The organism is bacterium, from assembly GCA_023230585.1.
Classification (GTDB): Bacteria; Ratteibacteria; UBA8468; order B48-G9; family JAFGKM01; genus JALNXB01.
Map to the genome: position 1 here is coordinate 23,868 of JALNXB010000013.1, position 13,209 is coordinate 37,076.

Consider the following 13,209-nt stretch of genomic DNA (forward strand, 5'->3'; position numbering starts at 1 on the left):
GGAGTATTATGTCAACTAAAAGTTTAATTGAAAAATTCGACAATGATGATATGTTATATAAACTAACAAGTTTTCCGCAACAGTGTGAAACTGCATATTCTATACCAACCAATACTGAAAGGATTCTTCCACCTAAAAATATTATATTTTCTGCAATGGGCGGTTCAGCTATAGGAGGAGATGTACTAAAAACATTATGTGATACTTACTCCAAAACCCCTTTGTATGTCAACAGAGAATATAAGTTTCCCTTATGGGCAAACAAAGATTCTTTATTCCTTATTGCAAGTTATTCTGGCAACACAGAAGAAACAGTTAATGTTTTAAAAGAAGGGCTAAAATCTAATGCTCAGATTGCTTGTATTACAAGCGGAGGGGAGATTGAATCTATATCGAACGCCAATAAAATTCCTATTGCTAAACTTCCTAATGGGTTTCCTCCAAGAAGTGCGTTTGGTTATCTTTTTTTTCCATCTTATAACATTCTTGCAAACCTAAAAATATTAGAACCGTTCAATAAAAATATTCTAAAAAAAATAACTGTTTGGGTAAAAGAATTTTCGCCAGAATCAGAAAATAATTTAGCAATTGCAATAGCAGAAAAGATTTATAATAAAATACCTGTTATTTATTCTTCAAATATGTTATCCTCGTGTAGTTCAAGATGGAAAACACAACTTGCTGAAAATAGTAAAGCTTTCGCTTTTACCAATACCTTCCCAGAGATGAACCATAACGAGATAATGGCTTGGAGAAACCCTAAATGGTTTATCAAAAAAAGTGTTCCAATATTTTTTGAATCTAATAAAGAACATCCACGTATTAAACTTAGGTTTCAAATTACAAAAGAGATTATTTCAAAAGTTCAGCCAGATATAATCACAATCAAAACTGAAGAAAAATCTTTAATAGAAAATATGCTCTATTTAATTATACTTGGTGATTGGGTGAGTTTTTACTTGGCTATATTAAATAAAGAAAACCCGACCGAAATTGAAGAGATACAAATTTTAAAGAAACAACTAACGGAGACACAATGAATCATTCTTACATATTTACATCAGAATCTGTTACGGAAGGTCATCCAGACAAGATATGTGACCAAATATCTGACCTTATACTTGATAACGTGCTTGAATCTGATAAAAAAGGTAGAGTAGCTTGCGAAACACTTGTTACGAGAGGTCTTGTTTTTATTACTGGAGAAATAACAACTGAAAAATATGTTTATATTCCTGAATTAGTAAGAGATTTGATACAAAATATCGGATATATAGATACCTCTTACGGGTTTCATTTTAATGAAAGTGCTATCATTACCTCTATTCAAAACCAATCTCAAGATATAGCGTTAGGGGTTGATAAAGGTGGTGCAGGTGACCAAGGGATGATGTTTGGGTACGCCACAGACGAAACCCCTGAGTTGATGCCATTACCAATTTCACTTGCCCATAAACTTGTTAAACGGCTTTCTTACCTCAGAAAAAGTAGAGAATTACCATATTTAAGGCCTGATGGAAAATCTCAGGTTACTGTTTTATACGAAAACGGTATACCAAAAAGTGTTGAAAGCGTTGTATTATCAACCCAACATAGTCCTGATGTTAGCCAAAAGACTATTCAGAACGACTTAAGAGAGATGGTAATCGATATAATCATCCCTAAAGAGATGCAGAATAAGGATATGAAGGTGTTTATTAACCCAACTGGAAGGTTTGTAATAGGTGGGCCACAAGGCGATACTGGAGTTACTGGTAGGAAAATCATTGTAGATACTTATGGTGGAGTTGGCAGTCACGGTGGAGGTTGCTTTTCTGGAAAAGACCCATCCAAGGTAGATAGGTCGGCTTCATATATGGCAAGGTATCTTGCAAAAAATATTGTAGCTTCTGGTTTAGCAAAAAAATGTCATATACAACTTGCTTATGTTATTGGAATTGCTCAACCGGTATCTATAATGGTAAATACTGAAAAGACAGGACTTATACGAGATAACGATTTAGTCAAAATTATTAGAGATAATTTTGACCTTTCACCTTTAGGAATTATAAAGAAACTTGAACTCTTAAATCCAATTTATCTTAAAACTGCCTGTTATGGACATTTTGGCAGAGAAGAAGAAGGTTTTAAATGGGAAGAAAAAGATTCAGTTCAAATATTTAAAACCAGTTCATAAGCACATATAGTTGTGCCAAAAAACGAAAGACGTAATGATAAAGACGAGGTTTATCCAGAGTAACCCCAAGGGGCTTCGCAATGACATAAAACGGCAGAGAGAAGACATAAAAGAAAGGGAGTTCTTATGAATTTTAGCCCTCGGAAGTACTCGGGAGAAGACGCCGTTAGACAAAAAAATGGAGGGGGTCTATAAGTACTTTTAAAAGATTTGAAATATTAGGAGAAATACTACTTAAAGCATAGCCAAATTTGGCATACGCCAACTATATATAAGAGGAAAAAATGGAATATTCAATTAAAGATATCTCTCTTGCAGAGACAGGTAGAAAACGTGTAGAATGGGCTTTTAAGGAGATGAACGTTTTAAATCTAATAAAGTCAAGGTATTCTAATTCAAAACCTTTAAAAGGGATAAGGGTTGGATGTTGCTTGCACATTACCACTGAAACAGCTAACCTTATGACAACACTAAAAAGTTCTGGAGCAGAAGTATATCTTTGCGCTTCTAACCCTTTAAGTACTCAAGACGATGTTTCAGCACACCTTGTAAAAAATGAAAATATAGGTGTGTTTGGAAAAAGAGGTGAAGATAATAAAAGTTATTATGAAAATATTAACAATATTATGAAAAAAGAACCTCATATCGTTGTTGATGATGGATGCGACCTTATATCTTCTCTTCATAAGAACCCATCTTACGCTACAAATATAATTGGTGCAACTGAAGAAACGACCACAGGGGTAGTAAGACTTAAAAATCTTGCCAGTAACAACCTTCTTAAGTTTCCAGTTATAGCAGTAAATGATGCTAACACGAAACATCTTTTTGACAATAGATACGGTACAGGGCAATCCACAATTGATGGGGTTCTTAGAGCTACAAATATACTTATTAGTGGAAAGATTGCTGTTGTAGCAGGTTATGGGTGGTGTGGCAAAGGTATCGCAAAAAGGTTTGAAGGAATGGGTGCAAAAGTAATTGTTACAGAAACAGACCCCATAAAAGCACTTGAAGCCGCTATGGATGGATACTGGGTAATGCCTATTTCTGAAGCATCAGAAAAGGGCGATATATTCATTACTTCTACAGGAAATACTTCTGTTATTACAATAAATGAAATTTTAAAAATGAAGAGCGGTGCTATACTTGGAAATGCAGGCCATTTTAATGTTGAAATAGATTTAACAGAACTTGAAAAATCGACTATAAAAAAGACAAATATAAGGCAAGGGCTTGACGAATACTCACTAAACAACGGTAGGAATGTTTATATACTTGGAGAAGGTCGGCTTGTAAACCTTGCTTGTGCTGAAGGTCATCCTTCGGCGGTTATGGATTTAAGTTTTGCAAACCAGTTTCTTTCTGTAAAATATATCAGAGAGAATAATCCTTTAGAACCAAAAGTGTACAATGTCCCGCAAGAAATAGATATAGAGGTTGCTCGCCTTAAACTTGAAAGTATGGGTATAAAAATTGATACACTTACAAAACAACAGAAAGAATATATAAATTCATGGAATCTGGGAACATAGAGAGTTCAACAACAAAGAAATTGATTGTTGTTGGAATTACTGGTATATTTGGTTCAGGAAAAACAACAGTAGGAAAAGTGTTTCAAGAGGAAGGTGTTCCATACTTTTCGCTTGATGCTATTGTTCATCAAATTCTTAAAAGAGAAGATGTTAAAAAGAGCCTACAACTTATTTTTGGCGATAAGATAATCAATAACCAAGAGGTTGATAAAAAAACTATTGCCAAAACCATCTTCTCAAATACAACGAAAAAAAAAGAACACGAGGAGTTGATACACCCACTTGTTTTTGCTGAGTTTAATAAAATAATATTTGATTTTAGAAATAAAGGTGGTATAATAGTGTTTGAGATTCCTTTACTTTTTGAAACTAAATCGGAATCCTTCTTTAGTAAAATAATTGTGGTAAGTTCTCCGCTTGATAAAATATATTCACGATTAAAAGAGAAGTTTTCGCCTGAAGATATAAAAAGCAGACTAGCAAACCAAATTCCTTTGAAACAAAAAGAGAAAAACGCATCTTATATCATTTTCAACTCCGGTTCTTTATATGAAACAACCGCGCAGGTAAAAAAAATTATCAAAGATTTACAAAAAGAGCTCCATAAAAGCTCACTATTTTAAAACCTAAAATTAAATCTATCAACCCCTTCAAAAAAAATTAAAGTTTATAATTGAATATTATTATTAGGAGGATATACAATGCAACAAAAAAAAGAAACTGATATTTCTATGTTAAGAAAATTAACAATGGCAGAACTTCAAGCGATATCAAAAAACTTAAAAATAAACGGAGTTAGTAATCTTAGAAAAGAAGAATTAATCTACAAAATAATGGAATCTCAAACACAAAAGGATAGTCTATTGATAGGTGAAGGTGTCCTGGAAATTTTACCTGACGGGTTTGGGTTTCTCCGTTCACCAAACTACAATTATCTACCAGGACCTGACGATATTTACATATCTCCATCCCAAATTAAAAAATTCGCCTTAAAGACAGGAGATACTGTTGGTGGACAAATTAGACCTCCAAAAGAGAATGAAAAATATTTTGCACTTCTTAAGGTTGAAAAAGTAAACAACGACCTACCAGAAAACATTCAAATGAGAATTCCTTTTGAAGAACTAACCCCAATACATCCTAACAAAAGATTTATTCTTGAGACAACTCCTGATGAACTCACTACAAGGGTTATAGATATTTCTACCCCTATTGGAAAAGGACAAAGAGGGTTGATTGTTTCCCCACCAAGAACTGGTAAAACTGTTATTTTACAAAAACTTGCAAACGCAATTGCAACAAATAATCCTGAAGTATATTTGATTGTTTTATTGGTTGCGGAAAGGCCAGAAGAAGTTACCGAAATGAGAAAGATTGTAAAAGGAGAGGTTATAAGTGCTACTTTTGATGAATCCCCGGAAAGACATACTCAAGTTGCAGAGATAGCTATAGAGAAAGCTAAACGACTTGTAGAGCATAAGATGGATGTTGTAATACTTCTTGATAGTATCACCAGACTTGCAAGAGCATACAATGTGTTGGTTCCTCACACTGGCAAAATTATGACAGGTGGGCTTGAATCCAACGCTCTTGATAAACCTAAAAGATTTTTTGGTGCAGCGAGAAATATTGAAGAAGGTGGAAGTTTAACCATTTTAGGTACTGCCCTAATAGATACAGGAAGCAAAATGGATGATGTAATCTTTGAAGAATTTAAAGGGACTGGTAATATGGAAATTAACCTTGAAAGAAAACTTTCCGATAGACGAACTTTCCCAGCAATAGATATAAACAGATCTGGAACAAGGCGAGAGGAACTTCTTGTTAATGCAGAAGAATTACAACTTATGTGGTTATTGAGAAGAGTTTTAGCTTCACTAAACTCTGTTGAAGCAATGGAAAAATTGATTAACTTAATCAAAACCACTAAAACCAATATAGAGTTACTATTAAACCTCAAAAAAGCTCAATCTAAGGAAGACTAAGTTTAACCTAAAAACTAAAATGTTTATTTCAATTTATATTGCTGCTTTTATAATGGATTTTCTTAATACCTCCATTAGTGTGGCGTTATCAATGTTTCTACACGAAGTAAAAGGCAGTAGCCCCTTAATAATTGGGGTAGCAGGGTTTGTTGCAGGTTTTTCTTATACTGCCACAACATTTCTTAAAGCACGTTTCTTTTCTCAAAAAAAGACAAACTGGTTTATATTTATTCCAGCCATTGCAGGACTGATATATTGGTCAATATACTATCTATCTGTCCCTCTAATATTTTTTATGCTTGTTTTAGCAGGTCTTTTTTATGGGATATTTTGGCCTTCCATCCAATATTGTTTCAGCAGTAAGGAAGGCGAAAAAAGATTAGGTTTTTTTAATATATCCTGGTCTGCTGGCACTATATTTGGCTCTTTTCTTGTTGGTATACTTTACGCATTAAATAAAAAAGCACCTTTTAAAGCAGCTTTAATACTTGGCTTAATTGGTATGTTGGGTCTATATTTTAAACGACATAGAATTACCAAACCTACTGTTATACAAAATGATTTTTCTGATTACCTAAAAGCTCCTCTTGAAAAAATAATTGAAATAAGACTACTAAGTTTTTTACATTTAACTTCAGTAGGAGCAATAATGTTTCTATTCCCAAAAATCGGGCTTGAACGAAACTTTAGTCCACAACTCATAGGCATTATGTTTGGTTCACTACTATTGTTTAGATGTTTAGCTTTTGGTGTTTTGACAAAAAAGAGCCTTGTTTTACACAAACACTCTTTTCTTTATTCCTGCGTTCTTTTTTCACTCGGAACTATTATGGTAGGGTTATCTCCTTACCCTGCAATAGTATTTTTAGGTATGTTCATTATAGGGATAACAGGAGCATTTTCTTACCACAATAGTATTGTGCTACATATTAAACACAACCTTCCTACAGAGATTCACGAAGGTATAATTGGAGCGGGGCTTTTTATTGGACCTCTTTTGGCAGGTTTTTTAGGGCATATTTTAAATATGTTAATTTCATTTGTTATTATGAGCATAATGGTTCTTCTAACAGGGTTAATATATATTGCCCTAAAACCAAAACAACCTCAAATATCTTAACAAGAAATATTGTTCTCTAACTCATAGACAGTAATAGCAGTTGCAACAATTGAAGCAGTCTCTACCCTTAGTATTCTTTTACCTAAACTTGCAATTTTTACACCTGTTCTCAAAGCCATATCTGTTTCTTCAACTGAAAAACCACCTTCTGGACCTACAAAAATCCCAACAGAAAAGAACGTTTTTTTAACAGACTCGTTTAGCACCTCTCTTAATAACACTTTTGAGTCTTCCCAAAAAAGAATTGAAATATCCATATCCTTTGTTAACGCATCCTTAAAAAATGTTGGAGTATCTATATCTGTAACAAATCGTCTTTGAGAAACGGACGAAGAAGCGATAGCAATTTTCTTCCATCTTTCTATTTTTTTAACTGGTATTTCTTTTGAATCAAAACCAACAACTCGTTGGCTAATAATAGGAACAATTTTTTTTAATCCTAACTGAGAGGCCTCTTTTATGATAAAATCCATTTTACTACCTTTGGGAATACTCTGAAAAAGGGTTACCTCAAACGGGGTTTCTCTGTTCTGAGTTGCTATCAATTTTTTTATTATTCCTGAAACATTTCTTTTTTCACAACTTAGTATTTGTATCTCAAACTCATCTCCTGTACCGTCAAAACCAATAAAAAACATATTAGGCTTAATTCTTAAGACATTGTGGAGATAATGGTGTGTGTCACCAGTGATAGAAATAGAGTTGTCTTTTTTAAAACAGTCCTTCTTATCTATGTAAATTCTTCTCATAGTTATTAATAAGAATATTGTAATAGGTAAGGTATCACTTATAATCTTTAAGGTTAAAGTTAAAACTTAAATTTTCAAAATCCTTGTTTTTTAAATTTGTTTTAAATTTAACTTTTAGGTTGACTATTGAATCATCAGGTATATCTTTTTTATCAAATTTAACCCACCCTTTTGCTATACAGGTATAGTCACGCCCCATATCAGAGTAGGAAGGCATAAATTGTGCAATAGGTTTATATTCTTTATCATTACATACAAGAATATAATCTATATTTCTTGCAAAAGAATATTCATCACCATAAAGAGTTACTTCAAAATTTAAAATTTCTGCTTCTTTCATAAGCAACTCTTTAAACATTTTATCGCTAAGTTTACTTCCTGCATTGGAATGCTTTTTAGATAAAAGAGCTATCCTCAAAAAAGGAGTAACAACAGTCACAACGCCTCCACCTTTAGCATATCCACCAGAACTTTTTGTCCAAGGTTCAATAAATTCTGTTTCAGTTAAAGCAACATTATCTTTTCCAAATTGTACTGCTTCATCAATTTTTGATTTATCCAAAGGCACAACACCTTCTTTTTTTGAGCATCCTGCAAACAAAAAACATACAGCAACAAAAACAAGTAATAAGTTTTTTTTCATAAGGGTTCTCCTGATATATGGAATAGAGATTTTGTATATGCTATATATTTAATACTTTTTTTCTTTTTTTGTCAATATTAGAAATGAAAAGTTTATTTATCAAATATTTTGTGTATTGCGAGCGGTGTTTTAACTAACGTGGGAATTCCCTCGGGGGTACTCGGGATAAGTCCAGAATGGCACCAACAACTATTAGACATAACTTTAAATTAGTTCTATAATTACAATAAAAGCGAAAATATTTAACACTTAAACAAGGAGATAAAAATGAAAAGGTCAATAGCCGTTTTCATACTACTTGCTTTATCAAGCACTTTCCTTTCAGCAAACAATTCTGGCTATTCCAACTGGCTCAAAACCCGTGATTCCTTAAGACAGGATGAAAGCGTTGTAGCTTACTACACCTTTGAAAACCTGAAAGAAGACACAAAAATTCTCAAAGATTTAAGTAAAGCCGGGCGCGATTTAACGTACCACCCATACAAAGATACAAAAACAGGAAAGATATATGACGATTTGCAGGTTATAGAAGGCAGATGGCCTGAGAAGTTTGCCGCAAGAATGATAAAAGGGTATTTCAGAGGGCCAACCCTTAACATTGAAAACAAACAGTTCACAGCTGAATGCTGGTTTCGCAGGCAAGGTGACGGCCTTAATGTACTCCTTTCTACAGAAGGATTTACCAGAGGATGGCAGATAGGAGTGAATTTTTGGCAGAACAGGGCTGGCGAGATATACTTTGGCATTGGCAGGCCCGTTCTTCATTATGCGCTTGTAACAGGCAAAAAGGCAATGCCAGAAGATACCTGGTACCATTTTGCTACAACATGGGACGGCAAACGAATGAAGATGTATATCAACGGCATTCTTGCTACTGACATAGTAGAAATGACTGAAATACAGAACGGCAAAAGGGTAAAAGTAAAAAAACAGGGATATGACGGCGAATATACCCCTACTAATCGGTTTTTCCAGTTAAATATGGGTGCGGGAACTGTTGCTCTTGACCGTAGTGATGTTACCCTCGATATAGACGAAGTTGTTATATACAATAGAGTTTTAACCGAAGAAGAGATCTTAGTCAGAGCACAAGGTTTTATACAAGTCTCAGAGGCAGACGTCTTTTCCAGAGCAGATTCTTTCTTAAAATCTAAAAATTATAAAGGTGCCCGTGTTGAATATGAAAAATTAAAAGGATTACCAAGTTACGGACAAGAATATGCTCTCTTTAATATTGCAGAGAGTTACCGGTTGGAGAAAGACTATCCAAATGCCCATAAAACATTTGGAGAAATATACAAGATACACGGTTTAACTCCATACTACTGGATATATACTCTTTTCCGTGAGGCAGAAATATATAACCAACAGAAAGATTACAAAAACGCAAGAGAACTTTACCAGAAAGCGTTGGAGATAGAAGGTGCCCTTGAACATCATCTTTTCACAGCAAGTTTGGGTATAGGAGATACCTACAAAAGCGAAGGGAATTACAATACAGCAAGACGGGTATATGAAGAACTCCTACGAAAAGAAGAGACTTCACCACAACCAAGTGAGGGCTACAGGGTAAAACTTATAGACAGACTGGAGTCTATCGACGGCCTTAAAGACGGGGAACAGATTAAAAGTTCTGATGAAAAACTTTTAGCAAGGATAAACAGCCCTAAAGTATCCTTATATGTTTCTCCCAAAGGAAAAGATACCAATAAAGGCACTTTAAGAAACCCTTTTGCAACAATAAAACGGGCACAGAAAGAAGTGAAGAGTTTAAAAGAAAATGGTATGCCTAAAGGTGGTATAGTAGTATATCTGAGAGGTGGAAGATACTTCCTTTCAGAGGGGCTTCTATTTGCCAAGGAAGATTCAGGTGAGGAAGATTCACCTGTGGTATATAGAAATTATAACAATGAAGAAGTACGTCTTATAGGCGGAGTAGAGGTAAAGAACTTTACACCACTAACAGATCCAGACATTATACGCAGGTTACCTGAAGAGTCAAAAGGCAAGGTATGGGTCTCTGACCTAAAATCTCAGAATATTACCGATTATGGAAAATATGCGAACCGGGGGGGACACGGGAAGGATAGTATCAGCCCTCTAGAGTTATTTTATAATGGAAAAGTAATGCAGATATCCCGCTGGCCCAACAAAGTGTACACCAGAACAGCAAATATACCCAATCCTGACGGAGAATATAGAGGTAGAGGTAAGTTTAGAAAGAGTGTAATACATTATGACGATAACAGACCTGAGCGTTGGCTTGAAGAAAAAGATGTTTGGTTACACGGCTTTTGGTATATGGTATATGCTCAGGACCACGTTAAACTTAAATCTATTGATGTTAAAAATAAAACAATTACTCTGGAAGAAGATATAAGGTGGAGCCCCTCTTACCCAAACTATAATACGCGTGTTGGAGAAAATGTCCCCTATTTTGTATATAATCTGTTAAGCGAAATAGATTCCCCCGGCGAATGGTATCTTGACAGGGAGACAGGCAAACTATACTTCTACCCACCCGATGAGATAAAAAATAACGAGATTATCGTTTCTATCTTAAGTGAGCCAATCATATTGTCTAAAAATGCTTCTAATCTCATCTTTTACGGGCTTACTCTGGAAGCTGTACGAGCAGACGCAGTAAACTGGGAAGGTGGAAAAAATAATCTTATTGCCGGATGTACAATACGTAATACCGGACAGAATGGATACCGGGTCAGAAATGGTTGGAATCATGCAATAATTGGTTGTGATATTTACGATACCGGTGGAGGCATCTTTATGACAGGGGGCGATAGAGAAAAACTTATCCCTTCCAAACATATAGCTGATAATAATCATATCTACAGGTTCAACAGGTTTAGCGGTGGTAGTTATGCAAACGCTCTCAATGTTAACGGTGTTGGTCAGAGGGCATCTCACAACCTTATGTATGACTCTCCATCAATAGCAGTCAAGTTTGACGCTAACGACCATATCCTTGAATATAATGAGATACACGATGCACCAACAGAAGGCAGAGAAATAGGCATAATGTACACTTACGGTGAACCTTGGTATCTTATGAACAGGGGTAACCTTATAAGAAACAACTTTTTCCACCATATAAGTCCTCACTCTTCTCCAAACCTTTCGCAGGGTGTTAATGCTATTCATATAGACGCAATCAACGGTGGAATAGTGATAAAGAACAACATTTTTTACAGGTTCTGGAATGGAGTCTCCAATGCACAGCCAGAAAACCGTATAGAGAACAACCTTTTTATTGACGGGGAAATCAGGTCAATTTCTCAGGGTAACAGGTGGGCACTTTTCAACACCCTTGATGGTGAACCTCTTTATCAAAGGATATCAAATCTTGCTTTCAGGTATCTTAAGAGGGTTAGATACAAACAACCTCCCTGGAGTTATCGTTACCCTCAACTTGTAAATATGTTATATAGAGAAAAACCTATAGGTTGGTCAATGGATAATGTTATAGAGCGGAATATAAACACAGGAGGTCCTTTTATTTCAATTAGTATGACTCCCAAAACAGATAATATAATAAGAAATAACTGGGACGGAGAAGAGATTATTTTTAAGGATAGAGATAACCTTAACTTTTCTCTGAGACCGGGATTCCCTGGGTTTGGTCTAACCGGATGCGATCCAATCTCACAAGAAGGTATGGGGGTTTATAAAAGTTCTCTAAGAGCAACCTGGCCCATCAAAAGAAGTAAGGAAGATATAGGTAAATATTACAATCCCAAGTTCCAGCCATTAACACAGACAAACAGAACAGTAATGGTACCTGTGAGAAGAATAAGTCCTCCTGTATATTACACAGTGCGTAAAAAGAAGAACGTTCCCATAACAATAGACGGAAAACTTGATAAAGAGGAATGGGGTGACTTAAACCCCACAGAGGCAATTATAGTTGAGAAGGAGCATATGGGAAAGCCTATTAAATCTCCAAGGACTTACGTCTGGTTAAGATATGATAACGAATACCTATATATTGGCACGAAACACGATCCTGACCCATTTCTAAAAGAGATGTTACCTCGAATAAGGAACCATAAACCTTGGTTTGAGATAGGTATAGAAACACAGCATGGTGCCCACAGCCACGGATGGTGGACAGACGATATGGTAACAGGACCTGTATATATTTTTACAGCACGGTATAGTGGCGAGTTTGTTGTACAGAACCTCTTTAAGATGCCTTACCAGAAGGTTAGACAGCTTGAAGATAAGATACAGTACAAGGTTTCTGTTCTCAATGAAGAAACAAAAGAGTGGACTTCTGAGATGAAAATACCACTTAGTGAACTAGGTACTAATCCACAGGAGGTAGAACAGCTTGCCTTAAGCATAGGGACTCATAAAAAGGCAGGGTTCTTTAACTGGATACCAACAGGGACACAACTATGGCGGGTAGAGAACGCCGGTTTCATAAGATTCGAAAAGTAACCCGTCTTGTTTTTGTATTTGTGTAACCAAGTAACCGCATCAATTAAGGCGCACTTGTTGATGGCGCAGGTTGGCTTCAGCGCTTGCCTCGAGTATTCCCGAGGGATCTTGTCCCGACAGTATTTCTGAGGGATAAAACTTGCAAAAATGGAATGGGTGGGCTGTCTTCTCTCTGCCCAGAATACCATCCGAACGCACCAATTTGTTATCCTGAACTTGTTTCAAAATCTCTCACTTAACCCACGTTGGTAATGGCACAGCGTAAAAACGAGATTCCTGATCAAGTTCGGAATGACAATCTTTCCTTATTTGCCTATCCCCTTGAGGGAGAGGATGCAAGGTGAGGGGAGCTTTTTTCTTTTATGCTTTTATCTGCCGTTTTATGGCATTGCGAGGAATGCCTTTAATGACGTGGCAACCCTCGTATTTATCCTTATTATTTTTTTGTCTTTTCTTCCAGTAAAAAAGTATGTGTTTAGGAACGCCCCGTTTTGTTATCCTGAACTTGTTTCAGGATCTCTCACTTAACCCACGCTGGTAATA

General features: G+C 35.5%; 9 protein-coding genes. 7 read left to right on the top strand and 2 right to left on the bottom strand.

Features of this window, described 5'->3' with window-relative positions; translation table 11 throughout:
• Positions 1 to 8 precede the first annotated feature (8 nt).
• From M0P98_04105 to M0P98_04130, 6 genes are all read left to right on the top strand, one after another.
• Complete coding sequence (locus M0P98_04105) at positions 9 to 1,040, top strand: bifunctional phosphoglucose/phosphomannose isomerase (protein ID MCK9266052.1); 1,032 nt, start codon at positions 9 to 11, stop codon at positions 1,038 to 1,040.
• Positions 1,037 to 2,176 (top strand): methionine adenosyltransferase, encoded by a 1,140-nt coding sequence (gene metK, locus M0P98_04110; protein MCK9266053.1) that lies wholly within the window; start codon positions 1,037 to 1,039, stop codon positions 2,174 to 2,176. The genes M0P98_04105 and metK overlap by 4 nt, the downstream gene beginning before the upstream one ends.
• Before the next feature lie 284 nt (positions 2,177 to 2,460).
• Positions 2,461 to 3,711, top strand: a complete 1,251-nt coding sequence (gene ahcY, locus M0P98_04115; protein ID MCK9266054.1) for an adenosylhomocysteinase — start codon at positions 2,461 to 2,463, stop codon at positions 3,709 to 3,711.
• Positions 3,693 to 4,334: a dephospho-CoA kinase gene (gene coaE / locus M0P98_04120; protein MCK9266055.1), complete on the top strand. Its 642-nt coding sequence runs from the start codon at positions 3,693 to 3,695 to the stop codon at positions 4,332 to 4,334. The genes ahcY and coaE overlap by 19 nt, the downstream gene beginning before the upstream one ends.
• Positions 4,335 to 4,412: 78 nt before the next feature.
• Positions 4,413 to 5,696: a transcription termination factor Rho gene (gene rho / locus M0P98_04125; protein MCK9266056.1), complete on the top strand. Its 1,284-nt coding sequence runs from the start codon at positions 4,413 to 4,415 to the stop codon at positions 5,694 to 5,696.
• Between the two features lie 19 nt (positions 5,697 to 5,715).
• Positions 5,716 to 6,816 (top strand): MFS transporter, encoded by a 1,101-nt coding sequence (locus M0P98_04130; protein MCK9266057.1) that lies wholly within the window; start codon positions 5,716 to 5,718, stop codon positions 6,814 to 6,816.
• Here the strand turns inward: M0P98_04130 and M0P98_04135 are convergent.
• Together M0P98_04135 and M0P98_04140 are read right to left on the bottom strand one after the other, a co-directional pair.
• On the bottom strand, positions 6,813 to 7,565 hold the full coding sequence (locus M0P98_04135) for a 16S rRNA (uracil(1498)-N(3))-methyltransferase (protein MCK9266058.1): 753 nt from the start codon (positions 7,563 to 7,565) through the stop codon (positions 6,813 to 6,815). The two genes, M0P98_04130 and M0P98_04135, sit on opposite strands and share 4 nt — an antisense overlap.
• 34 nt (positions 7,566 to 7,599) lie before the next feature.
• Positions 7,600 to 8,208, bottom strand: a complete 609-nt coding sequence (locus M0P98_04140; GenBank protein ID MCK9266059.1) for a hypothetical protein — start codon at positions 8,206 to 8,208, stop codon at positions 7,600 to 7,602.
• Positions 8,209 to 8,475: 267 nt separating this feature from the next.
• On the opposite strand from M0P98_04140, the gene M0P98_04145 reads away from it, so the two are divergent.
• Entirely contained in the window at positions 8,476 to 12,666 is a 4,191-nt protein-coding gene (locus M0P98_04145; protein ID MCK9266060.1) for a tetratricopeptide repeat protein, read from the top strand.
• The last annotated feature ends 543 nt before the right edge of the window (positions 12,667 to 13,209 follow it).